This window comes from Sphingobium xenophagum, from assembly GCF_002288285.1.
In the GTDB taxonomy this organism is placed as follows: Bacteria; Pseudomonadota; Alphaproteobacteria; order Sphingomonadales; family Sphingomonadaceae; genus Sphingobium; species Sphingobium xenophagum.
Genome location: NZ_CP022749.1, coordinates 122,412 through 145,117, shown reverse-complemented (window position 1 = coordinate 145,117; position 22,706 = coordinate 122,412). Strand labels below are relative to the sequence as shown.

Here is a 22,706-nt window from a genome sequence, read left to right as displayed (position 1 = left end):
GTCTGGGTCACTTACGGTTGCGATCGGCTTTCCCCCTCCGCGCACGTTGCCCATGCGCTGTGCCGCACGCAAGGCCAGCGAGCGGCATCTCGGCGGATGGCTTGGCATCGGGTTTGACTTGGGGGCGCAAGGGGGACATCATTACCCGATGCAGATGCTGCGTCATCACTTCCGGTTCCGCCACCACGGGGGACAGCTTCTCGCGGGCATTTAGCCCCGGGTTCCGGCGCATCCTGCCCCGAGCCCGGGGCTCGATCAGTACAATGTGACGCACCACTTGGATTGGTGCGCCTTGTCTCTATTCCGGAAAGCCATAGCCATGACCAAGACCAAAGCGGCCCGCCGGCCGCCCATCCATATGATCGACAGCGAAGCCGATATCCTGGCCGATCTCGCCACCAGCGCCGCCACCCGCCTGCCCCAGGTCAGCCAGTTGCTGCTGGAAGAACTGGGACGCGCCACCATCCACAAGGCTGATCGAATTCCCGCCGACATTGTCACAATGCACAGCGTGGTCCAGTTCACGGACGCAGCGAGTGGCAAGGAACATCGCTACCAGCTCGTCTTTCCCAAGGACGCCGACATCGCCGAAGGACGGATATCCATCCTTACCCCGGTCGGTGCCGGGCTCATCGGCCTGCGCGCCGGACAGTCGATCCTCTGGCCCGACCGCGATGGTCATGAACGCCTGCTCACCATCGCGAAGGTAAGCCGCGAGCCGCTGCCGCTGCCGCTTAGCCAATGACTGCGTTGGTCTAGCCGGGCGCCGCTCGAACCGTTCCTGCACGGGAGGCCTGAATGCGTGTAAACACCGCCAAATCTATGAAATTGGCGCGTTACGTCAAAGCCAAATACGGAACATGGCAGGCTATGCGCAGGGCTGCCCGGCTGGAGAATGGCATATTCATCATCGATCGTGGCGCCGCCGGCGACGAGGAAGCGAAGGCCCCACACCCGGCAAAATCGATATAGTCAGTCCCGGCCTGATCGCTCGCCGCAGATCGTCGACCGTATTGCGTCGCCGAAATAGCCACCTGCAACGATAGCATGGCCGGGACCTTCATCAATCAATCGCAACCTGCAGGAACACCGAACTGCGACAATTGAAAGCTTTTCCTCGCAGGCAGCCCTGCTGTAACTTGCATCGGACCACACAACCCGGAGCATTGCGCATGTTCAAACGGCTGAAGCAGCAATTGCGCAGTGCTCCGTCCGCGAAGGTGGTGAAACTGCCCGGGCAAACAAAGACAGCCGCCCTGGTCATCTCCGATGACGAACTTCGAGCGGCTTTCCGCCAGGCAACGCTCAATCATCTGGCCGACGTCCATGGCCTGAAGCCCGTCTACTGCTTCGATCTGCAGTCTGAGAAGGCTTTCAAAGCGGCCCAGGCAGACATGCCTCTCATCGCCGTCTGGAATGAGCACCAAAGGCCGGAGGGCCTAGCCTTCTCCCTTTCGGTCAATATGCTGCTCGTGAAAGCGGCGCTCCGGGAATATATGGAGGAGCTCGATCCCTGGTTCGACGAGGAGTGTGCGCGCATAGTCGCCGATCTCAAGGATCTTACCTATAATACGATCGTCCAAACCGCGACCGAAACCGGATGGACCCCCAGCGCCATCTGCGCAGCACTCGCCGACAAGCCGAACGCCTGAGCCAAAGGCGATGGCCCCCAATGACCTGCTAGCCGACCGCATCTGCGCGAAGAGCGCGCCTGCCACCCCCACCGCTCTCACCGAAGACACCGCGATGGCCTTTCGTACAGCCTCGCATTAAGCGCTTGAGGGTGTTCGCCCTTGGGAGAAATCATGTCGAAGATCGATGAGAAGCTCGAGCCCGTGCTCGATCAGGTCCTGCGCCGGAATGCAGGAGAGCTCGAATTTCACCAGGCCGTGACCGAGGTCCTCGAAAGCCTGGGCCGCGTCGTCGCGAAATATCCCAGCTATCTCGAGAACGCCCTCATCGAGCGGATCTGCGAGCCCGAGCGCCAGATCATCTTCCGCGTCCCCTGGGTCGACGACCGGGGCCAGGTCCACATCAACCGCGGCTTTCGCGTACAGTTCAACTCGGCACTCGGCCCCTATAAGGGCGGCCTGCGCTTCCATCCGTCGGTGAACGTCGGCATCATCAAATTTCTCGGCTTCGAGCAGACGTTCAAGAACGCGCTCACCGGCCTTCCGATCGGTGGCGGCAAGGGCGGCTCCGACTTCGATCCGCGCGGCCGATCGGACGGCGAGATCATGCGCTTCTGCCAGTCCTACATGACCGAGCTTCACCGGCACCTGGGCGAATATACCGACGTCCCCGCCGGCGACATCGGCGTGGGCGGCCGGGAAATCGGCTATCTGTTCGGCCAGTACAAGCGCCTGACCAATCGCTACGAAGCCGGCGTCCTTACCGGAAAGGGCCTGGTCTACGGCGGCTCGCGCGCCCGGACCGAAGCAACCGGCTACGGCGCGGTCTACTTCGTCGAGCGCATGCTCGCGACCAAGCAGCTCACCTTCGATAATCGCCGCGTGGTGGTGTCGGGCTCGGGTAATGTCGCCATCTACACCGCCGAAAAGATAACCGAATTCGGGGGCAAGGTCGTCGCCTGCTCGGACTCGAGCGGCTATGTGGTCGATGAGGCCGGCATCGATCTCGCACTCCTCAAAGAGGTCAAGGAAAGCCGCCGGGAACGCATTTCGGAATATGCCAGGCTCAAGGGCGACGGAGCGCGTTTCTCCGATACCGGCTCCATCTGGGACGTCCCCTGCGAAATCGCGATGCCATCCGCCACCCAGAACGAGCTCACTGGCCGCGACGCCAAAGCGCTCATCCAGAACGGCGTGATCGCCGTTGGCGAAGGCGCGAACATGCCCTCGACGCCGGAAGCCGTACGCTTCTTCAGGGAGGCGGGCGTCCTCTTCGCGCCCGGCAAGGCCGCCAATGCAGGCGGCGTGGCGACCTCGGCCCTGGAGATGCAGCAGAACGCGTCGCGCGACAGCTGGACGTTCGAGCAGACCGAGCAGCGCCTTGCCGATATCATGCGCCGCATTCATGACACCTGCGCATCGACCGCCGACGAGTTCGGAACGCCGGGCGACTATGTCCTTGGCGCGAACATCGCCGGCTTCGTCCGCGTGGCCGAGGCAATGCGGGCGCTTGGCGTCATATAGGCCGGCCTGTGCCTACGGCCCGCGGCCCAATGGTCTCTTCGTCGCCGCCCACCAATAGCACAATTCCGGTTCGTGCTCCGGGCGCGGGGACGTGGTCGTCAAGCCGATGAGCCGTTCCCGCGCGTTGCATCTATAAGTTCCGCAGCGCGGTTTTCAGCCGGCCGTGAGCTGCATGGCTTCGAACGAGGCCAAGATGGAAGACAATGTGGCCAGGGACGGGTAGGACGATCCTATGACGTCCTTCCTGCCACAGCGGCGACCGGAGATCGCAATCGATTTCGGGACCGCGAACATCCGCATTCTGCGTCGCGGCGACGGCCTCGTTTTCGACGAGCCGTCGCTATGCTGTGTCGCGGGCAAGCATAACATGACCAGCCTGCTTGCCGCCGGCCGCGAGGCCTATGCGATGATCGACCGCACGCCAGCGGCCCTGCGCATTGCGCGGCCGCTATGTCGCGGGGTCCTGCAGGACATCGATGCCGCGAAACGGGTGCTCCGCTATGCCCTGTCGAAGTCCAGGGGCCGGAGCCGCTGGCGCACACCCGCCGCCATCATTGGCGTCCCCGCCGATGCGACCCAGGCTGAGCGCGGAGCGATGCTCACCGCCGCCGCCGACGCCGGGCTCGGCCCGATCACGCTTTTGACCGAGCCGCTCGCCGCCGCCATCGGGGCCGGGCTTGCCGTCGATGAGCCCGCCGGATCGATGATCGTGGAATGCGGCGCGGGAACGACCGAGGTTGCTGTTTTCTCGCTTGGCGGGATTTGCGGCACCGGATCGGTGCGGATCGGCGGCGACACGCTCAATCGCGCGCTCGCCGACCAGGTCCATCTCCAGCACAAATTCCTCATCGGCGATCGCTCGGCGGAACAGCTCAAGCTCGACTATGTCGCGCATAAGGGGTCACGCAGCGCGCAAGGCGATGCGATACCCGTCAGCGGACGCTGCCTGCGCACCGGCCTGCCCAAGACGATTGCGATCAACATGGCCGATCTCGACCGGGTCGTCGAAAAACATGTGGCCCAGATCGTAAAGGTCGTGCGCGACGTGCTCGGGCAGACCGCGCCAGACCTCAGTCAGGACATCCACGACAAGGGCATCCTGCTGACCGGCGGCAGCGCGTTGGTGCCCTTGATGCGCACCATGATCGCAGACGCAACGGGTCTTGAGGTCATGACGGCCGATGAGCCCGCGCAATGCGTCGCCAAGGGCCTCGAACGACTGCTCGAAGCTTGATGGGACGAAGCCTGAGGCCGATCTAGTCAGAGCCGAGCGGAGCACCCAAGGGGAAAGCGCGGACTGCCGCGCTCAAAGGGACGGCATCAGCACATCCACCCTGCCGAAAGATACGAGGCGTGTGGAGCACCCAAAGCTTTAGGCCGCTTGCTCAAAGGCCTCTTCGCCTGGCGCCCGGAGCATGTAGCCGCGGCCCCACACCGTTTCGATATAGTTTTCGCCGCCGCATGCGAGGGTCAGTTTCTTTCGTAGCTTGCAGATGAAAACATCGATGATCTTGAGCTCCGGTTCGTCAATGCCGCCATAAAGATGGTTCAGGAACATTTCCTTGGTGAGCGTTGAGCCTTGGCGCAGGGCCAGCAGCTCGAGCATCGCATATTCCTTGCCTGTCAGATGTATGCGGGCCCCGTCGACTTCGGCGACCTTCCCATCAAGGTTCACGGCAATCTTGCCGATACGTATGACGGACTCGGCATGACCCTTCGACCGGCGGACGACAGCGTTGATCCGCGCGACCAGCTCGATCTTATGGAAGGGTTTGGTCAGATACTCGTCCGCGCCCATGGCGAAGGCACGGACCTTGGAATCCAGTTCCGAAATCCCCGAGAGGATCAGCACCGGAGTGTCGACTCGGCCCATCCGCAGCTTCTTGAGGACGTCGAACCCGTGCACGTCCGGCAGGTTGAGGTCGAGACAGATGAGATCGTAATCATAGGATTTGCCGAGATCGAGGCCCTCCTCGCCCAAGTCGGTCGAGTAGACATTGAACCCCTCGGCACTCAGCATCAGCTCGAGGGCACTCGCGACCGTAGTGTCGTCTTCGATCAACAAAACCCGCATGCAATGTCCCTACCTCGATAGCCTGGTTAAAGCGCTATGACATGGCTTGGTTAACAAGCTTCGCTCCGCCCTTCTTTCGAGGCGGGCATGCTGGCGATCAACTCACTTGTCGAAGCGAGAATGTGCCGCGCGGCACAAAGCGCGGCACATGTTGATTGAATTCGACCTCTCATTGATTATTTAGGATATCATGCTATATGGATATCCATCATATCCAGTGAGGCGATCATGGCCACCGCAACAGCGCCGGATTTTTCGGACGTCCGTATCAAACCTCTTACCGGCTCCGCGCGGGACGTGCGCGCGCGTCTGAAGGACAAGGACGGCCCCATCATCGCCTTTCAGCTGGAACATGCTGGAGAAGCGGCAGCCACGGCCTTCGCGGAGGCGGTGCGTCTGATCGCGCCGATGATCCTTCGCAACCTCGCGGACCGTGAGACCGCAACTCTCGAAAAGCTGGTCGACGCGCTCGTCCCCGCCGTTTCGCCGCCCGAACATCTGCTCACCCAGGCTCGTATGAACGCCGAAGCCCGCAAGGCTGTGCTGGAAAGCGCGGAATGGCTCACTGCGGCCAAATTGTCCGGAATCGCAGGGTTTACTGGGCTGAACTCGAGCGCCCAGCCAAATAAATGGAAGCGCGAAGGTAGGATCTTCGCGCTGCGCCATGATGGCAATGATCTCTACCCAGCTTATGCGCTCGACCCGGAGGCGCAATATCGGCCGGTAAAGGGTCTCACTCCCATTCTCCAGGTTTTCGGGGATGAGCTCGATGCCTGGGACATCGCGATCTGGTTCGCGTCCGCCAACGGGTTCCTGGGCGGCGCTCTGCCACAGGATCTCCTCGTCAGCGATCCCGAGCGCGTACTCGCGGCCGCGCACGACGAGGTCGCCGGCGTGCGTCATGGCTAAACGAGCCAAACCCCGCGACGCAGGTGCCGATCCAGCTAAGCCACGAACGCGCAAGAAGGCGCCTGTCGCTCCGGCTCCCGCCCCTGCCGGAGCGATCCCTTCGCGCACGATCGCCTCGCCGCCCGACAACCTCGATGCGCTCGTTAAACGAACGAGCTGGTCAGCGAGCCAGACCATCCATCGCATTCACCCCGATGAATATGCCCCGGATGCCTTCAACCCCGGTCCACACGGCAACGCGCGTTTCAGTCCGCTCCGCAATGCCGCCGGCAATGCGATCCCTACCCTCTATGGTGGCACGACGCTCGAATGCGCCGCCATGGAAACGGTCTTCCACGATGTGCCTCATGCGCCGGGACTGAAGACCGTCGCGAAACGCAAGCTCAGGAAGCATCATTATTCCAGATTGCAACCCGCCGCGGACCTCAGGCTTGCCGATCTCAGCAGCACAGCGCTGCGCAAGCTTGGCATTCCGCGGGTCGATCTCATCGAGAGCGACAAGGATATCTATCCACAGACCCGCGCCTGGGCGGAGGCCATCCATGCCCAGTGTCCGGACGTCCAGGGACTGGGATGGGTATCTCGTCAGGACGATAGCGCGCGCGCCCTCATTCTGTTCGAAGACCGGCTGCCGCCCGATCCATTCAGCAGCGTCGAAGCGCCGGTCGACATCGTCGCCGATGCCGACACCTTCACTGCACTCATCGAGCTCGCCGACATCATCGGGGTGAAGATCACCGGCAAATAGCCCCGCGAAGCCCGCTTCGGCGATCTAGCTCCGACCTGCTCCGCCAGGCGGCAGCCTCCCTCCCCTTCCTAAACCCTGGCGACCGCACGGCTTGTACGGGCGGCGCCAAAGCATGGAGAAAGCCTATGTTCGAACCGAAATCCAAAATGACCCCGCAGGCCGAAGCGGACTTCCTGATCCAGGAAATCCGCGACACGCGCACCGCCTACGACAACGCGACCGTCGACAAGTGGCGCGCCCAGCATCTTGGCATGATCGGTCTGCGCATGAGCGCGCTGGTTCGCGCCGCCCGCAAGGTGCTCGCCGCCGCCCACCCGGCAACCCAGAGCGACACCGACGCGGACCAGTGCACCATGCTGGAAGCGCGTACCAGCACCTATCTCAATTCTGCCAGCCGGCTTGCCGCGACGATGGAGCATGAGTGGCCGCGCGACATCCAGCAGGAGATCGATGCGCAGGCCGATGATCTTATCCGCGATGCAGACGCGATTTCGGCAGAGCTCGCCGCAATCGTCGCCCGATATCCCGCTCCCTGACATTCATGCGACCCGCCACCCCGCGCGATCACCGTAGGGTGGCCGCTCCCTGGGAGCGCCCATGCGGGAAGCGCGGCTTCAGTCCACGAGCAGCTTGTCGATCGTGACCGGCAGGCTGCGTACCCGCGCCCCGGTCGCGTGATAAATGGCATTTGCGACTGCGGCCGCAGTGCCGACTATACCGATCTCGCCCAGGCCCTTCACGCCGAGCGGTGTGACTTCGGGGTCCGGCTCGTGGACGAAGATCACCTCGATATCGTGGATGTCGGCATGGGCAGGCACATGATATTCCGCGTAGTTGTGGTTCATGAACCGGCCGAGCCGGTGATCGAGGAAGCTTTCCTCGTGCAGCGCCGCGCCGATCCCCATCACGATCCCGCCGAGTATCTGGCTGCGCGCGGTCTTGGGGTTGATGATCCTGCCGGCCGCGATCGCGCTCACCACCCGCGTCACACGGACGACGCCCAGCTCCTCGTCCACCCGCACCTCGCAGAACACCGCGCTATGGGTGTTGCGCGACTTGCGCATCAGGCTGACCATGTCGAGGGGGCCAGGCTGCGCTGTCTTCTCGACCTCGATCCTGTCCAGCGCCGCGGCCTCCATCGCCGCCGTGAAGGGGACCGCTTCACCTTTGCCGTCGCGGCGGCGCATGGTCCCATTCTCGAAGAGCAGGTCATCCAGCTTCGCGCCCTCGAGCGGATCGCCGTCCATCTTCGCAGCAGCCTTGGCGAGCCGGGCGGCCACGCCATGACAGGCAAGCTGCACCGCTGCGCCCACTGACGCCGCACCCCAGGAGCCGCCCTCTACCGGCGATAGCGGAAGGGTGGAATCGCCGAGCTTTGCCCTGATAGCCGAGGCCGGTAGTCCGAGCGTATCCGCCGCGACTTGGGTCATCACCGTATAGGTGCCCGTGCCGATGTCCGACATCGCGCTTGCGACTTCGAGCGTGCCGTCGGTCTTGAGCGTCGCACGGGCCGCGCATTTGGAGAACATCGCGTCCCACATTCCGGTCGCCATGCCCCAGCCGATCAGTTCCTGGCCTTCGCGCATCGAACGCGGCTGCGGGCTGCGCCTGTCCCATCCAAAAGCCTGGGCGCCCTGCGCATAGGCTTCGCGCAGAGCCTTGCTGGTGAACTCGGTCCCGTTCATCGCGTCGATGTTGGAGTAATTCTTCACCCGCAAGTCGAGAGGATCGATGCCGACCGCGTAAGACAGCTCGTCCATCGCCATCTCGAATTGTGTCATGCCGGTCGCCGCGCCGGGCGCGCGCATGTCGCCAGGCGTATAGGTGTCGACCGGCGCGATATAGGAGGCGCCTTCCGCGTTCTCGCAGGCATAGTTCATCATGCCCCAGTTGACGACGGTCTCCATGTAATTCTCGAACCTGGACGTCAGGGTCGTGGCGTCGGTCAGGATCGCTGTCAGAGCCCCGTCGCGCTCGGCACCAAGCGAGATCGAGTTGAGGCATTCGGGGCGGTGCGTATGGGTGAACATCTGCTGGCGGGTGAGCACGACGCGTACCGAGCGTTTCAGCTTCAAGGCGGCCATGGCTGCCAAATACACATTATATTGTGGTCGCAGCCCCGAACCAAACGCGCCGCCGACAAAGGGATTGAGCACGCGGACATCGTCGGCCTTCAGGTCGAACGCGCCGGCCAGATAGGCCTGCACATTCTGAGGACCCTGTGTCTTGTCATGAACCGTGAGCCTGCCGTCTCCTTCGAAGAAGACGGTCGAGGCATGCATCTCCATGGGATTATGGTGCTCGGCGCCCTTGTGATAATCGCCGGCGATCGTGACCGGTGCGGTCTCGAAGGCCGAGCGCGCGTCGCCACGGTTCTTGGGCGGATAATATCCTGACCGCTTCTTCCTGGGCACGAACTTTTCCGCAAGCGCGACTTCGAACCGGGTATTGTGCGCATCCTGCTCGTAGCCGAGCTCGACGAGACTTGCCGCATAGCGCGCCGCCTCGAATGTCTCGGCGACGACGAGGGCGACCGGCTGGCCATTATAGTGGATCTGCGCGTCGCACAGGGGGCGCAAGGGCGAGCCGGGCGGGGCGACGTCATCCTGAAATTTCTTGTCCGCGGATGCGATCTCCAGCCGATTTTCATGGGTGAGCACATCGACGACGCCTGCGACCGCGCGTGCGGCACTGTCGTCGATCCGGGTGATCCGCCCGCGCGCGATCGCGGCATTGACGACGACCCCATGGAGCAGACCAGTGGTGGGATATTCGGCGGCATAGCGCGCCTTGCCGGTCACCTTCAGAAGTCCCTCGACCCGGCTGAGCGGAGCGCCGATGCCGTCGTGAGCGATGATGGCTGCCATGGTCCTGTCCTCAGGCGACGCGTTTGTCGGTTTGCGATTGCGGCGTGCCGGCCGCGGCCTGCGACAGCGCCCGCACGATCGCGCGCCGCGCAAGCGGGATCTTGAAGTCGTTCTCGCCCTGGCCGGCCGCACCGTCGAGCAGCGCGTCAGCGACCTGCCGGAAGACCGCCTCGCCCGCCTCGCGGCCGACCAGCAACTGTTCGACGTGGGGAAGGCGCCAGGGCTTGTGCGCCACGCCGCCAAGCGCGAGGCGCGCCTCGGCGATCCTGGCGCCCTCGATACGCAGAGCCGCCGCCACCGACACGAGCGCGAAGGCGTAGGACAAGCGGTCGCGCAACTTCAGATAGGTGTAGTTCTGCGTGAAATCCTCATGCGGAAGGATGATGGCCGTGACGAGCTCGCCGCGCTCGAGGCTGTTGTCGCGCGCGGGATCCTCGCCGGGCAGGCGATGATAGTCCGCGAACGCGATCGTGCGGACGCCATTCGGGCCGGCCACTTCCACTTGGGCCGAGAGCGCGGCCAGGGCGACGCACATGTCCGACGGGTGGGTTGCGATGCACTGATCGCTAGCCCCCAGAATGGCATGGATGCGGTTGACCCCACCGATCGCGCCGCAGCCAGAGCCCGGGACCCGCTTGTTGCAGGGGGTCGCCGTGTCATAAAAATAGTAGCAACGCGTGCGCTGGTTGAGATTCCCGCCATTGGTCGCGGCATTGCGCAGCTGGGGGCTGGCGCCCGCCAGGATCGCCGACGACAGTAGCGGGTAACGATCCTGGACGCGCCGGTCATAGGCGGTGTCGGCATTGGGCACGAGCGCACCGAGCCTCAATCCCCCATCCTCAGCCTCCTCGATCCTACCCAGTGGCAGCCGGGTAATGTCGATCACGCTCGTCGGCCGTTCGACATGTTCCTTCATCAGATCGACCAGGTTTGTGCCACCCGCGATGTAGCGCGCACCGTCCTTTGCGGCCAGCCTGACGGCGTCCGCGATCGACGTTGGCCGCGCATAGCCAAAGCGGTTCATGCTCGCTCTCCCAAGACCTGCTCGATGGCGTCGGCGATGTTCGTATACGCGCCGCAGCGACAAAGATTGCCGCTCATGAGCTCGCGTATCTCCTCCCGGCTTCGGGCACGGCCTTCGTTGATCAGCCCCTGGGCCGAGCAGATCTGGCCCGGCGTGCAATAGCCGCACTGGAAGGCGTCATGGTCCAAAAACGCCTGTTGCAGGGGATGCAGCGCCTCCCCATCGCCCATCCCCTCGATCGTTGTGATGTTATCGCCATCATGCATCACCGCAAGACGCAGGCAGCTGTTGATCCGGCGGTCGCCGACCAGCACCGTGCAGGCGCCGCACTGGCCATGATCGCAGCCCTTCTTCGTGCCCGTGAAATCGGCATGATCGCGCAGCAGATCGAGCAGCGTTACCCAAGGCAGGACCGTGAACGCCTGCCGTTCGCCGTTGATGGTGAGGCTGATATCGAGAGGTTCGACGTCGCCAGGGGCCGCGGGTTTGGAAATGGTGGCCATGGCAGCTCCCTGTCCCGCGCGGGAGCGCGGCTCTGTTCGATAATCCCCCCGGTCGCCCCCTGGTTCCCCTAGGATCGCCGATTCCGCAGGAACAGGCCGCCCAGGATCACAGCAGCCCCGCCGACGAGCGCCGCAGCCGCGTGTGGCCGTGTCCGTGCCGCCAGGGTTAGGCTCGATCGGCGCCCTTCCTCGTTGCGCGAGCGTGCCTCGCCATCGGCGCCCGGCCCGAAAAGATTGTCACCTTGCGTCGCGGGCTTCGAGCGATCGACGAGAAAAGGCCCGACGAGCGGCGCGAGACGCTCAAACAGCGCCGGAAAATGGCTGGCGAACAACACCTCCAGCCGTCCGATGCCGCCGACCGTGAGGGCACGAACATTGTGGGTCGCGGTATAGAGTATGGCATCGGCCACGAGCGCCGGATCATAAGGCGGCGGCGGGATCCGCGCTTGGCCGTCCTGGTGATTGGCGGCATGCATCGCGATCGGCGTGGTCATGCCCGACGGCTTGATCAGCGTCACCCGCACCGGCGATCGCGCGGCCTTGAGTTCGATCCGCAGCGAGGCGACGAAGGCGTGGATCGCATGCTTGGAGGCAGTATAAGCGCCCATGACAGGCGAAGGCATGTCGCCGGCAATCGAGCCGATCGTAACGAGCGCGCCGCCACTTGCCGTGAGATAGGGCACGGCGACCTGCGCGCTGTTGACCGCCCCGAAATAGTTGGTGCGGAACAATCGCTCATGTTCCTCCAATGGCGTGGCGAGCAGCGGCGCATAGATGGCGACCCCCGCGTTGCTGACCCATGTGTCGACGCGGCCGAAGGCCGCTATGGCGCAGGAAGCGGCGCGCTGCAGCGCCTCGCGATCCCCGACATCGGCGACAGCGTAAGCCGCCCGGCCACCGTCCGCCTCGATCTCCTGCACGATCGCGCGCAGGGCCGCGTCATTCCGGCTGATGAGGAACACGCGCGCGCCGGCCCCTGCCGCCTTACGCGCGGTAAGCAGGCCGATACCGGAGCTCGCGCCAGTGATGACGAAGACCTGATCGGAAAGCGGTCGGTGCGGCATGGGGCGGTCCGGTCGGTTTGCGGCGGTTGCCGTGCGACCGGCATAATGGATGCGCTATGGGAACTCGCCTGCCCGGCGACGGGTTCCGGCACAGACGCTAGATCCAAGGAACACCTCATGCCGCAGCCGGTTCTGTTCTCCCCCGATGTCGAGACGCCTGAGCCGGAGGAAGCGGAGACCAGCATGGCGATCGACCGGGAACTGCACAGGATCCTCGAGACGACCTCGCAGGATTATGGGCACGCGGTGCGAAGCGTGCATGCCAAGAGCCACGGCCTGCTTGAGGGTATGCTCGCCTTGTTCGACGGCTTGCCGGCCGAACTTGCCCAGGGCATCGCCGCCCGCCGCGGCCACCACAAGGTCGTGCTGCGCATCTCGACGAACGCCGGCGACATCCTTCCCGACAGCGTCTCCCTGCCGCGCGGGATGGCGATCAAGATCCTGGGCGTCGAGGGCGAGCGGCTTCCAGGTTCCGAGGATGCCAGCACGCAGGACATCATCATGGTCAACGGACCGGCCTTCTCGGCGCCGCGAGCCAAGGACTTTCTCGCCAATCTGAAACTGCTCGCCAAGACCACGGACAAGGCGGAACGCAGCAAAAAGGCGCTGTCAGCCGTCCTGCGCGGCACAGAAGCGGTGATCGAAGCCCTTGGCGGCGAGAGCGCTAAGATCAAGCAACTGGGCGGTCACCCTGTCACGCATCCGCTCGGGGAAACCTTCTACAGCCAGACCGCTTTTCGGTTCGGCGACCATATTGCGAAATTTTCCCTCGCTCCTGTTTCGCCGCACCTCGTTGCGCTGAAAGACCAGCCGGTCGATTTGGCGGGCCGGGACAATGGCTTGCGCGAAGAAGTAGACGCGGTGATCGCCGCCCACGGCGCGGAATGGGAATTGCGCGTGCAGTTGTGCACCGATCTCGAGGCGATGCCCGTAGAGGATGCCACAGTGGTCTGGGACGAAGCTCAAAGCCCATTCCGCGCGATCGGCCGGATTGTCGTCGAGCCCCAGCCTGGCTGGAACGACGAGAAGGCCAGGCGCATCGACGACGGGCTTGCGTTCAGTCCATGGCATGGCCTTGCCGCTCACCAGCCACTCGGCGTCATCAATCGCGTCCGGCGCAGCGCGTATCCGATGTCGGCCAATTACCGCTCCGCGTACAACCGCTGTCCGATTCACGAGCCATCTGCCTGATCGCGGCAGTGTCATAGCCCGTGACGCCATCGAGATGATCGGACGCGAAAATCCTCCGGATGACGCGCGTCTCGACCAATCCTTGCTCGCCGGCAAGTAGCGTCGGCAACCGGCGCGACATTCCAAGCACCCGGGCCCCTCCTGCTGACGAGGGCTACTGGCGTCTCCTCGACGTCATTTTATTGCGCATGATCCATAGGCGCCGGGAGCGCAGCCGGGCCTAGCGCGTTCCACGACCGAAGGATCACGCGAGGCAGGACATGAAAGCAGCTGACAGTATCATCGAACGCGCCACGGCCCCGAGCCGGCGTCGGAAATTCATCCGGTCGCTCGAGGAAACCGCGGCACGGGCAGTGGTCACCGCAACCGTCACTTTCGCGGTGGGCTGGGTGCTCAAGAAGATGTTCGAAAAGTCGGTGGCCGAAGCCGCCGAAGAAGGTGCAAAGGCCGGCGCCGCGGAGGCTGACGCCAGCGCGCAAGACGCCATCCCTCCGGGCGGTTCCGCCTAGGAGGGGAAGCGCGCCGGCCTTTGCATCAAAGCCTAACCTGCCGCTGCCAAATAGAATGGCCACCGAGCGGGCGGATCACGAAAGCCTTGGGCCAAGCCGCTCGATGATCATCGCGATCCCTTGCCCGCCGCCGATGCACATGGTCACGAGGGCGTAGCGGCCGCCGGTGCGGCTCAACTCGTAGAGCGCCTTCACTGTCAACATGGCTCCGGTTGCGCCCACCGGATGGCCAAGACCGATCCCTTTTGTGACCACGCGATTTGTCGCTGATGCTCCACGACACGCCGAATTGTATCGCGGTGCGGTCCTGTCCTTTTAACAGGCGTTCCACAGTCTTCCCCGCTCTTTCCGCCGACTTTCCCACTGCGCGCGAGCCAGGCGCGTCACCGGCGTGCCTTTGGCGATAATCCCCATCTTGGTCGCGCCTATTGGCGGGCGGCGACTGGCCAACTAAAGCCGGCGCTTGCCCAAACGATAGTAGCGCTGGCGGAGGCGGCTCCCACGCCGGGTCACCCTGCCCCGCCCGGCAGGTTCTGCTCGCTGCATGGTCTCGAGCGCGCGGCGCAGGCCATGGACCTGGTCGAGCAGGTGGAGAACGATCTCGATACCCTCGTCGTTGATCCCGAAATCGCCTTCCAACTGATGAATGAGCCGTGCTCTGGCGGCATCCATCTCCGAGAGCTGCAACGTGCCGGGGTGCTCGGCGACCAGCCATTCGCGCTCGATCCAGGTCGTCAGAACCTGCCGTGCGATACCCGTGCGCTGCACGAAGTCGTCCAGGTCGATCATCGGCTTGCCTCCCGCGGATTATGTGCCCTGCCCGCCTCCCAGTTTTTCACAAAGGCTTCGAGCTCCGGATCGGTCGGCTTGGGCAGTACGATCTTCAGCCTGACCAGTTCGTCGCCGCGGCCGCCGCCTGCGCGCGGGGCCCCCTGCCCCTTCAGGCGCAATGTGCTGCCGCTGTTCGAACCGGCCGGCACTGTCATCGACACCTGACCCGTCGGTGTCGCGACCTGGATCTTGCCGCCAAGTACCGCTTCGCTCAGCGAGATCGGAACCTCGAGAACGAGATCATCGCCTTCTCGCGCAAATCGCGGATCGGGCAGAACCTCGAGCATGATATAGGCGTCACCGGGGCCGCCGCTGCCAAAGCCCATCCCGCCCTTGCCCTTGAGGCGCAATGTCTGGCCATCGACGATCCCGGCGGGAATCTTGACGTCGAGCGTACCACCGCCCGGCAGGGTCAGTCGCTGTTCGCCGCCCGTGATCGCCTGCGCCAAGGTCAGACCCAGGCGGAACTGGAGATCCTCGCCGCGCCGATTGGGCTGCGCTCTCCCACGTTGCCGGAACAAGTCGGCGAACAGGTCCTCGTCGAAATCCGCAAAGCCGCCGCTGTTGGCATATCGGCCGTAATCATTGCTGGCATAGTCCCGGTAATAGCCCTGCGGCGGTCGCTCGGCGCCGGTCTCGTCGATCTCGCCGGCGTCGAAGCGACGCCGCTTTTCGGGATCGCGAAGGAGATCATAGGCTCCCGCGACGGCTTTGAACTTGTCTTCAGCCGTCCGGTCGCCAGGATTGAGATCGGGATGGAGGGTCTTGGCGAGCTTTCGGTAGGCCTTCTGAATTTCATCCGCCGAGGCTGTCGGCGATACCCCCAAGACCTCATAAGGACTGCTCAACGTGGTGCCCTCGCTCCTGTATCATTGGCCCAGCGCGGCATAGCCGCGCTCATCCAATTTTGTTGCGGTCGGGACAAAAACAAGATTTCGGTCGGGGCTGGCTGCACGATTTTCTTCTGGCTCCGTCCCGCCGTCAGGGCCGCCGGCAAATGAGCGCTGACACTCAGTCTAACCTCTAATCTGCATCAACCGAAGCGGCGAGCCGCCACCAGGACAACGGCCAGAACCGCGAACGACAGGACGAGACTGCTAAGGACGTAGCCTATCGCTGCCGCCTGTTAGCCGCGTTCCCAGAGACTGTACGCGTCAAGGCTGAACGTCGACCAGGTGGTGAAGCCGCCGATGAGGCCGGTGGTCAGGAAGACCCGCAGCTCATGGTTGGTCCCCGAACGCATCGAAAGCACTACGATGACCAACCCCATCAGCGCTGAGCCGAAGACATTTATGGCCAGGGTTCCAGAGGGAAAGCTCGGTCCGAGCAGTCGAAGCGATACAAGACCTACGAGATGGCGTAGCGCGCCACCTATCCCTGAACCCACGAACACGATGAAGAACAAACGCATGATTCCTCCTTCGCCAGATGGTGCCGGTAGGAATCATCGTCCCTTGCGAGGGCGGTTCGGCGATGTGCCAGGCAGGAATCCATTGCCTTCCGCAACATTTAGCGGGCGATATATGTGATCAATAATTGCCGAAACGACGCGGCCGGCGGCGCCTGGCCGAGCCTCCGGTCGGCCCGGGGATAAGGAGCAGCCGCCAAGTGGCGGGGACACTGCGACTATGGCTGCGCGTATCCAACCGTTGCTTGCGCCACCAGGCGATCCTCGCGCCCCTGCCAGATCCGCACGTCGATCGTTGATAGCCTGCGCCCGAGTTTGAGCAGCCGGGCATCGGCATGGATCGCCTCGAACTGGCAGGCCCGCAAGAAAGAGATCGAAAGGTTATGTGTTACTGCCATAGGTTCAGGACCATAATGGGCGGCAATCGCAGCATACGCCGCAATGTCGGCCAGCGCCATCAACGAAGGGCCTGATACGATCCCTCCAGGCCGCGCCATCGCCGCAGTCGGCTCGAGCAGCATCCGGACACGCCCCGGAGCGATCTCCACGAGCGAACCTAAATTGGCGCGCGCTTCGAGCGGAAAGGCGGCGTCGAGAAACGCATTGAGGCCGTCAAAATCCAGGCGCGGTTCGGGAAGATCATTGTTCATGTCGACCGCTCTTATCGCAGGAAACCTGTTCTGATAACCGAAAGGAAAATCAAGCCGATCAGGCCTATCTACCTCTTCGCTGCCCATACCCGGGCTGGCGGGCCCTAACCCAACCGAGGCGCGCTGCCTCTGCCGCTCGTGACCAGGCCGGACGACGCCGCCGAGCGGCCTTCAGGCCTGTCCAAATCACGGCGCGCGAGCTTCATGGCAACGACCACGCCCGCCGCGAACAGCGCGCCCTCAACGAACGCAGAGGCCGCCTCGGCCACCGGACCAAGACCTTGCTCGCCGAACAGGCCGCCGATCTGCGCAAGGCCGATCCGCGATTGCGGGAATGTCTGGACGAGTTGCTCGAAACTCCCGGCCATGAGATGTCCGCCAAGAAGAACGACAACGCTGCCCGCCGCACCGCCGCAAAGCGCCGCGCGCGCTGCCACAGAGCGAAGGGAACGATCAGAGCGGCCCATGCCGGACAAAGTAGCACCAAGGCCTACCCCAGCCCCCAGGAAAAGCCCCTCGAGCCCGCCCGTAATCCCTGTCGGTGACTGGCCGAACAGGAGATTGAACGCGTCGATCCCAAGCAACTTCACGACGCCGCCGACGATCATTCCGCCGACTGCGCCGCCAAGAGTAAGCCATGGGCGTTTGCCTGCGGCCTCGGCTATGGCGATCCCCAGGCTGACGCTCGCGCCGCCCACGAAAGCCACCGCCAAGGTGAGCCAGAGCAACACGAAGACGGAGGACGCGGCGCCGCCTCCGCCTGGCAGTGGCGGCGTCGCGGCGACAAACCCATAGGCGAGCCCGCCGATCAATCCGGCGCCCCCAGCACCCAGCGTTCCGGCTCCCGCCATCATCGCTACGCGGCGGAGCGCCGAGGGCGCGGCCGACGGGTGAAGCGTGTGGGGGCCGAGTCTTCGGCCGGGGCAGAGCCTTCGCGCCAGTTGACCTCGGCAATGAAGCGGTAGCCATGCTTGGGTACCGTCTCGATGAAATGCGGACGGCTCGCATCGTCACCCAGACGCTGGCGAAGGAGCCGGATGCATTGGGTCAGCGCCTCGTCGGTGACAGGCACATCTTTCCAGACTTCCCCCAGAAAACGGTCCTTGCCGACGAGCGACCCGGCATTGCGCACGAGAAGCGCCAGTGCGTCGAGATAGCGAGCGTTGAGCTCGACCGGAACGCCGTCACGCAGCAAGGGCCGATCCTCGGGATCGAGGACGAACTGGCCGAAATGATATCCGCGCGGCGGCACTTTTCAGCAAAACCTCATATGCTTCTCATGACGCTCATCGGTCTTTCCGGGACCCTGATGATCTGGGCAAATCTCGCGGTCGGCATGATCGGCTCGGAAGACAGTCCCTTCAACCTCCTCTTCGCGGGCGTGCCCATCATCGCCTTCATCGGCTCGGCGATGGCGCGCTTCAGACCGCTGGGCATGGCGATCTCCCATAGCGCGGCTGCCGCTGCCCAGGCAGGCATCGCGGCGATGGGCGCACAGATTGATGCGCGCGGCGGAACATTCAGCGCCCTGTTCGCCGGCCTCTGGCTTATCGCCGCGGTCCTCTATTGGCTGGCAGCCTCGAGGGCCGAGGGCGCGTCGAAATCGTCACGGTAGCCCTTGATCCCAAGGGCCGGCGCTTGCTCTTGGCGCCGCGGGCCGCGCCGAACTGTCCGCCTCATCGCTGCGCAAGTATCGGCGCGGCTGAAAGCCTGTTGACGCCCTGACCGATGATGCCCACCCCTTGGTGCAACGCTGCCCCGCCCCGCATGCGAAATGGAGACGTGACATGAACCTTGCCGATCTGCTTCCCGAAGGAAGCCTCGACGCCTTGACCCAGCAACTTGGCATTTCACGCGAAGATGCCGAGCGCGGGGCGCAGGCTCTTGTTCCCTCGCTCATCGGCAGTATCGACGGCAAGACGGCGGCCCCGGTTGAGCCGGCGGGTCTAGCGGCGCAGGTCCAGGCGTTGGGCGGCTCGGGGCTCATCGATAATGTCGTCGGCTCCAGCCCCACTGACACCGGCCTTGGCAATCAACTGCTGGCGAGCCTGTTCGGCTCGAAGGACGTCAGCCGGGAGGTCGCCGGGAAAGCATCGCAAGCCACTGGCCTCGATCCCGCGATCCTCAAGAAGATGCTCCCTATCCTCGCGATGCTTGTCGCGGGGCACCTCGCCAAGCGCTCCGGGGGGCAGCAGGGCGGACTGGAATCCATTCTCGGCAGCATTGCCGGTGCGCTCGCCGGTAGCGGCGGGTCCTCCGGGAGCGCCGCATCAGCCGGCGGACTCGGCGGCATATTGGGATCGATCCTGGGCGGCCGTTGACCGCCCTCCCTTTCAAACGACTTTGGGGCAGGCCTGCTTATGGACGACCGCGCGCAGATCGAGCATGCCGAAGGCCGGCTTCGCGCGTCGATGCTCGCCAGCGATGCGGCGACCCTCGATGCCCTGCTCAGCCCCGATCTGATTTTTACCAACCAGGTCGGCGTGCGGCTCGACAAGGGCGATGATCTCGGCGCTCACCAGTCCGGCCTGCTTCGCATCGAACAACTGGACCCCATCGAGCCACCCCTCATTCGCCTCCTAGGCGACAGCGCGGTGGTCTGCGTCACGGTCCAGTTGTCGGGATCCTACGACGCGCAACCTTTCAGCGGCACCTTCGCCTATACGCGCTGCTGGCACCGGCTGCCGGGCGATCAGTGGCGCATCGAGGCGGCCCATTGCTCGCCCGTCGTTCGGCCATGATCGTTCCGCAGGGTCGGCGCGGTCGTTGACCGGACGACCGCTTCCCTCGCGCTCCTAAGCTCGCAACGCCACGGTCTGGCACGCGCTCGCGGCTTGCGGACGCCCGAACAGCCAACCTTGCAAGCGGCCGCAACCCGCGATGCGCGCAAGCTGCGCCTGTCCCGGCGTCTCGATCCCTTCGGCACAGACTTCAAGATGATAGGCCTTCGCCAGGCCGACGATGGAGATCAGCACTTCTCGCATGTCAGGCTGCGATTCCAGCGGAGCAAGGAACGACCTGTCGCTGATTTAAGCTGGAGATGTTGTCGATGCCTATACCCGCGAGTGCCTGGCGATCCACGTCGATCAGGGGATCAAGGGTGAACAGGTGGTCGATGTCATGGACCGCCTGCTGTTCGAGCGCGGCAGTCCGCCTGCCAAGATCAGGGTGGATAACGTCCTGGGTCACGAAGGAAAGCGAGATTTGGTCAACAGATCTCTATGCGCCGACATTGAGCGGCGAGGCATGCATTCTGAGCCAGATGGCTTCCACCGTCAACGGGATCGCTCCCTGCCATAGCAAACACAGGATCCAGCGGCGCCGAAGCGGCCGTGGTCCTCACCGTCCTTAGAACGAGATACGCACCCAGGTGGAAGGCCCGAACATTATCTACAGGGTCGCTTTCGCGCCCTCACGGCACTTGCAGAGAGGGGTCCTTCCACCTGGCATCCGACCGTTCAAGGAACGGTCGGTACTCTGTCCCCGTCTTGATGACGGCATGGGCAACGCGCGCCATCTTGGCGGTGAGCGCCGTCATCGCCTTGCGGCGACGATCGGCATCATCCGCGTGCCCGGCAGTGTATCGTCCGAGCTTGTCGCGGAAACTGTTGTTGCGCTGACGTGCGGCGACCTGGGCAGCCATCCAAAAGGTCCGCCGCAATCGCGCATTACCGTACTTGGACAGCATCGTGCGGCCTCGGAATGTACCGGACTGCCGGGTCGCAAGATCAAGACCGCAGAACTTCAGGAACTGACGGTGATGGCTGAAGCGGCGTAGATCGCCTGCCTCGGCGAGAATGGTCAACGCATTGATGGGCCCAATGCCGGGGATCATGCGCAGAAGCTGATAATCGCGGTTTTCGGCCAGCATGGCATGCGCCGTTCGCTCGATCTCGTCGCGCTGCCGGATCAGGTTGCGTGCTTGGGCGATCACCATGCGGAACATAGCGATCGAGACGGAATCCTCGTTGACAGGTAGCGCCACGGAGGCGCAGGCGGTCTCGTAGATATCGTTGATCAGCCGGGCTTTGGACACTTTGCGGCCGACCAAGTCCCATGCTTCGCGGGAGAAAGTCTCCTGGCCGAGCACAGTCATGCTGGCTGGAGTCGGGAATCGTTCGAGCAGAGCAAGGAACCAGTCGGATCGGCTGTTGCCAGCGAAGCGTTCAATCTCCGGGAAATAGAGCGGCAGGTAGTGGGTCAGGATGCGATGCCATGTCTGCGTCTTAGCCTTGGAGATCGCCTCGTGCGTTTTCGACATCTCCTGCAGGTCGTTGATCCCGGCGGCGAGCGGATCGACGTATCGCTGGGTGGCGCCGATCCGCAGCATGTGCAGGATCACTTGCGCATCCTTGGAATCGTTCTTGTCCCAGCCATTGTGCAGAGCCTCGCGCGTTCGAGCCAAGGCAACGGACGAGATCAAGCGCAACTCGAAGCCGGCGGACAGCAGGCGATGCGCCAGCGTGCGATGGTAGTTACCAGTAGCCTCGAAGCCGACGATGATCGGACGCCCGATGTCGCTAAGATCCGTGGCTAGGCGATCATAATCTGCCTTTGTCGCCATCACCGTCATGCGACGTCGGCGTCCGCCTTCTGGACGTTCGATCAGGACCTCCTGGCGGTGTTTGGACATATCGATGGCTACCAGCACGGCGTCGGTGGGATTAGAGCTACGCTTGGTCATGGTCGGTCTGTCTCCAAAGGGTTGAGTCGACAACTTCACTTTAGAGACCTGCGGGCCGATCATGACTGCCTTGATGAAGCCTGCGGGCGCTACGCGCCCTTGCCTTCATCAAGGCAATGCGCCCCTTCGAGGGGCCGCTTCCCAATGTGCTATGGTCCGGAATTTATTTCGCGGGCGCTCGACCACTGGGCCTACATCAACCGCGTCACGCCGGACTTCAGCAGGCCGGGAAAGCCGACCTACACGGATGTTGTAGAAAAGTCCTTTCAACCGGGCGCGGGCATTTTCTTTGAGCGGGAGCTGGCGCGATCAGGTCAATCCGGACATACGGACTGGGCTCGCAGTGGGCTTGGTTGTTAGTCGACAGAGGCTTGTTGCTAGAACATCAAGGACGATCTCGCCTGGACGATTACACCGCAGCCGGCCATCGATCGAGTGCCATTTTGGTGATGGAGAGCAGTTCGTTAATCGTAGCGCCGTCGCGCGCTTGAACGGACATGCCTTCCATGACCGTATTGATGAATTTGCCTAGCACGGCCGGATCGGCATCGGCCGCAAGCTCGCCCTGCGCGGCGCCGCGATGCAGACGCTCGATCAGGAGGGCCTCCGCCGCGATACGCTTGTCGCGCAGCAGGCATTCGATGGCGGCGGACGCCGGCGACACGGCTGCCGCTGCCGAATACATGAAGCAGCCGGCCGGCGTTCCAGGCTCCGAGAACGATGACGCCGCTCGCTCCAGCAGGCCTTTGACGGCCTCGAAGGTGGACAACGCCGGGTCGTTGATGGGGGCATAGAGGTGGACGCTGAACGTCGCGGCATAGCGCTCGATCACCGCCGCGAACAGCCCCGCCTTGTTGCCAAACGCCGCATAGAAACTGGCGGCGGCGACGCCAGTCTCTGCCACCAGATCGGCCATCGAAGTCGCCTCGTAGCCGCGCTGCCAGAACAGCCGTACCGCCTTGTCGAGCGCTGCGTTAGTGTCGAACACGCGAGGGCGACCTGCGCCGCGACGTGCTTTCGTCTCTGTCATTTCTGGCGCCTGATATGGAATGATCGATAAATAATAGCTTGAGCCTCGTCGCTGACATC

25 protein-coding genes, 4 pseudogenes and 1 riboswitch are annotated in these 22,706 nt (G+C 63.7%); of the genes and pseudogenes, 14 read left to right on the top strand and 15 right to left on the bottom strand.

Going from position 1 to position 22,706, the window contains the following annotated elements; translation table 11 throughout:
• Window positions 1-319: 319 nt before the first annotated feature.
• The 5 genes from rnk to mreB all read left to right on the top strand — a co-directional run bounded on the left by rnk (window position 320) and on the right by mreB (window position 4,389).
• Window positions 320-745, top strand: a complete 426-nt coding sequence (rnk, locus tag CJD35_RS21490) for a nucleoside diphosphate kinase regulator (RefSeq protein WP_095687363.1) — start codon at window positions 320-322, stop codon at window positions 743-745.
• 53 nt (window positions 746-798) lie between these two features.
• The gene (locus CJD35_RS22830; RefSeq protein WP_174703672.1) at window positions 799-972 is read left to right on the top strand and encodes a hypothetical protein; all 174 of its coding nucleotides are present in this window, start codon (window positions 799-801) and stop codon (window positions 970-972) included.
• 200 nt (window positions 973-1,172) lie between these two features.
• Entirely contained in the window at window positions 1,173-1,652 is a 480-nt protein-coding gene (locus CJD35_RS21485) for a hypothetical protein (RefSeq protein ID WP_095687362.1), read from the top strand.
• 153 nt (window positions 1,653-1,805) lie between these two features.
• On the top strand, window positions 1,806-3,155 hold the full coding sequence (gene gdhA / locus CJD35_RS21480) for an NADP-specific glutamate dehydrogenase (RefSeq protein ID WP_095687361.1): 1,350 nt from the start codon (window positions 1,806-1,808) through the stop codon (window positions 3,153-3,155).
• Between the two features lie 232 nt (window positions 3,156-3,387).
• Window positions 3,388-4,389: a rod shape-determining protein gene (gene mreB / locus CJD35_RS21475; RefSeq protein WP_095687360.1), complete on the top strand. Its 1,002-nt coding sequence runs from the start codon at window positions 3,388-3,390 to the stop codon at window positions 4,387-4,389.
• Between the two features lie 138 nt (window positions 4,390-4,527).
• Here mreB and ctrA read toward each other — a convergent pair whose 3' ends face one another.
• A complete protein-coding gene (gene ctrA / locus CJD35_RS21470) occupies window positions 4,528-5,229 on the bottom strand; it encodes a response regulator transcription factor CtrA (protein WP_095687359.1) in 702 nt (233 codons plus the stop codon).
• 228 nt (window positions 5,230-5,457) lie between these two features.
• On the opposite strand from ctrA, the gene CJD35_RS21465 reads away from it, so the two are divergent.
• The 3 genes from CJD35_RS21465 (at window position 5,458) to CJD35_RS21455 (ending at window position 7,422) form a co-directional block, all read left to right on the top strand.
• Window positions 5,458-6,138: a hypothetical protein gene (locus CJD35_RS21465; protein ID WP_036530429.1), complete on the top strand. Its 681-nt coding sequence runs from the start codon at window positions 5,458-5,460 to the stop codon at window positions 6,136-6,138.
• Entirely contained in the window at window positions 6,131-6,886 is a 756-nt protein-coding gene (locus CJD35_RS21460; protein WP_174703671.1) for an RES family NAD+ phosphorylase, read from the top strand. Before CJD35_RS21465 ends, CJD35_RS21460 begins: the two co-directional genes overlap by 8 nt.
• Before the next feature lie 125 nt (window positions 6,887-7,011).
• Window positions 7,012-7,422 carry a hypothetical protein gene (locus CJD35_RS21455; protein ID WP_095687358.1) on the top strand — a complete coding sequence of 137 codons (411 nt, stop codon included), beginning with the start codon at window positions 7,012-7,014 and terminating at the stop codon, window positions 7,420-7,422.
• A 78-nt stretch (window positions 7,423-7,500) separates the two neighbouring features.
• Here the strand turns inward: CJD35_RS21455 and CJD35_RS21450 are convergent, their stop codons facing one another.
• From CJD35_RS21450 to CJD35_RS21435, 4 genes are all read right to left on the bottom strand, one after another.
• The gene (locus CJD35_RS21450; protein ID WP_095687357.1) at window positions 7,501-9,753 is read right to left on the bottom strand and encodes a xanthine dehydrogenase family protein molybdopterin-binding subunit; all 2,253 of its coding nucleotides are present in this window, start codon (window positions 9,751-9,753) and stop codon (window positions 7,501-7,503) included.
• A gap of 10 nt (window positions 9,754-9,763) precedes the next feature.
• Window positions 9,764-10,777 carry an FAD binding domain-containing protein gene (locus CJD35_RS21445; RefSeq protein ID WP_095687356.1) on the bottom strand — a complete coding sequence of 338 codons (1,014 nt, stop codon included), beginning with the start codon at window positions 10,775-10,777 and terminating at the stop codon, window positions 9,764-9,766.
• Window positions 10,774-11,280 (bottom strand): (2Fe-2S)-binding protein, encoded by a 507-nt coding sequence (locus tag CJD35_RS21440; protein ID WP_095687355.1) that lies wholly within the window; start codon window positions 11,278-11,280, stop codon window positions 10,774-10,776. Before CJD35_RS21440 ends, CJD35_RS21445 begins: the two co-directional genes overlap by 4 nt.
• 68 nt (window positions 11,281-11,348) lie before the next feature.
• Window positions 11,349-12,344, bottom strand: coding sequence for an SDR family oxidoreductase (locus CJD35_RS21435; RefSeq protein WP_095687354.1), 996 nt, complete (start codon window positions 12,342-12,344; stop codon window positions 11,349-11,351).
• 117 nt (window positions 12,345-12,461) lie between these two features.
• On the opposite strand from CJD35_RS21435, the gene CJD35_RS21430 reads away from it, so the two are divergent.
• Both CJD35_RS21430 and CJD35_RS21425 read left to right on the top strand, forming a co-directional pair.
• Complete coding sequence (locus CJD35_RS21430; protein WP_095687353.1) at window positions 12,462-13,535, top strand: catalase family protein; 1,074 nt, start codon at window positions 12,462-12,464, stop codon at window positions 13,533-13,535.
• 260 nt (window positions 13,536-13,795) lie between these two features.
• Window positions 13,796-14,044, top strand: a complete 249-nt coding sequence (locus CJD35_RS21425; protein ID WP_095687352.1) for a hypothetical protein — start codon at window positions 13,796-13,798, stop codon at window positions 14,042-14,044.
• A gap of 75 nt (window positions 14,045-14,119) precedes the next feature.
• Here CJD35_RS21425 and CJD35_RS21420 read toward each other — a convergent pair.
• From CJD35_RS21420 to CJD35_RS23275, 7 genes and pseudogenes are all read right to left on the bottom strand, one after another.
• Window positions 14,120-14,287 (bottom strand): annotated as a pseudogene (locus CJD35_RS21420) (acetyl-CoA C-acyltransferase); the annotation flags it as partial.
• A 207-nt stretch (window positions 14,288-14,494) separates the two neighbouring features.
• On the bottom strand, window positions 14,495-14,833 hold the full coding sequence (locus CJD35_RS21415) for a chaperone modulator CbpM (RefSeq protein ID WP_095687351.1): 339 nt from the start codon (window positions 14,831-14,833) through the stop codon (window positions 14,495-14,497).
• Entirely contained in the window at window positions 14,830-15,723 is an 894-nt protein-coding gene (locus CJD35_RS21410; protein WP_095687350.1) for a DnaJ C-terminal domain-containing protein, read from the bottom strand. Before CJD35_RS21410 ends, CJD35_RS21415 begins: the two co-directional genes overlap by 4 nt.
• Before the next feature lie 185 nt (window positions 15,724-15,908).
• Window positions 15,909-16,286: pseudogene (gene crcB / locus CJD35_RS21405) on the bottom strand (fluoride efflux transporter CrcB).
• 20 nt (window positions 16,287-16,306) lie between these two features.
• Window positions 16,307-16,382: riboswitch (Fluoride riboswitch) on the bottom strand.
• Between the two features lie 119 nt (window positions 16,383-16,501).
• Window positions 16,502-17,020: a PaaI family thioesterase gene (locus tag CJD35_RS21400; protein WP_244917337.1), complete on the bottom strand. Its 519-nt coding sequence runs from the start codon at window positions 17,018-17,020 to the stop codon at window positions 16,502-16,504.
• A 17-nt stretch (window positions 17,021-17,037) separates the two neighbouring features.
• The gene (locus CJD35_RS23280; protein ID WP_244917336.1) at window positions 17,038-17,745 is read right to left on the bottom strand and encodes a hypothetical protein; all 708 of its coding nucleotides are present in this window, start codon (window positions 17,743-17,745) and stop codon (window positions 17,038-17,040) included.
• Between the two features lie 44 nt (window positions 17,746-17,789).
• Window positions 17,790-18,185: a winged helix-turn-helix domain-containing protein gene (locus tag CJD35_RS23275; protein ID WP_244917335.1), complete on the bottom strand. Its 396-nt coding sequence runs from the start codon at window positions 18,183-18,185 to the stop codon at window positions 17,790-17,792.
• Here CJD35_RS23275 and CJD35_RS21390 point away from each other — a divergent pair.
• From CJD35_RS21390 to CJD35_RS21380, 3 genes are all read left to right on the top strand, one after another.
• Window positions 18,165-18,548, top strand: a complete 384-nt coding sequence (locus CJD35_RS21390) for a hypothetical protein (RefSeq protein ID WP_244917334.1) — start codon at window positions 18,165-18,167, stop codon at window positions 18,546-18,548. The genes CJD35_RS23275 and CJD35_RS21390 overlap by 21 nt on opposite strands.
• A gap of 172 nt (window positions 18,549-18,720) precedes the next feature.
• Window positions 18,721-19,254 carry a DUF937 domain-containing protein gene (locus CJD35_RS21385; RefSeq protein WP_095687349.1) on the top strand — a complete coding sequence of 178 codons (534 nt, stop codon included), beginning with the start codon at window positions 18,721-18,723 and terminating at the stop codon, window positions 19,252-19,254.
• A gap of 39 nt (window positions 19,255-19,293) precedes the next feature.
• On the top strand, window positions 19,294-19,674 hold the full coding sequence (locus tag CJD35_RS21380; protein ID WP_095687348.1) for a nuclear transport factor 2 family protein: 381 nt from the start codon (window positions 19,294-19,296) through the stop codon (window positions 19,672-19,674).
• Between the two features lie 54 nt (window positions 19,675-19,728).
• Here CJD35_RS21380 and CJD35_RS21375 read toward each other — a convergent pair whose 3' ends face one another.
• Window positions 19,729-19,908: an EAL domain-containing protein gene (locus CJD35_RS21375; protein WP_244917333.1), complete on the bottom strand. Its 180-nt coding sequence runs from the start codon at window positions 19,906-19,908 to the stop codon at window positions 19,729-19,731.
• A gap of 67 nt (window positions 19,909-19,975) precedes the next feature.
• Between CJD35_RS21375 and CJD35_RS21370 the strand changes: the two are divergent.
• Window positions 19,976-20,110: pseudogene (locus CJD35_RS21370) on the top strand (IS3 family transposase); the annotation flags it as partial.
• Window positions 20,111-20,323: 213 nt separating this feature from the next.
• Here CJD35_RS21370 and CJD35_RS21365 read toward each other — a convergent pair.
• Together CJD35_RS21365 and CJD35_RS21355 are read right to left on the bottom strand one after the other, a co-directional pair.
• Window positions 20,324-21,617 (bottom strand): annotated as a pseudogene (locus CJD35_RS21365) (IS110 family RNA-guided transposase).
• Between the two features lie 409 nt (window positions 21,618-22,026).
• Window positions 22,027-22,605: a TetR/AcrR family transcriptional regulator gene (locus CJD35_RS21355; protein WP_244917332.1), complete on the bottom strand. Its 579-nt coding sequence runs from the start codon at window positions 22,603-22,605 to the stop codon at window positions 22,027-22,029.
• Window positions 22,606-22,706 lie beyond the last annotated feature (101 nt).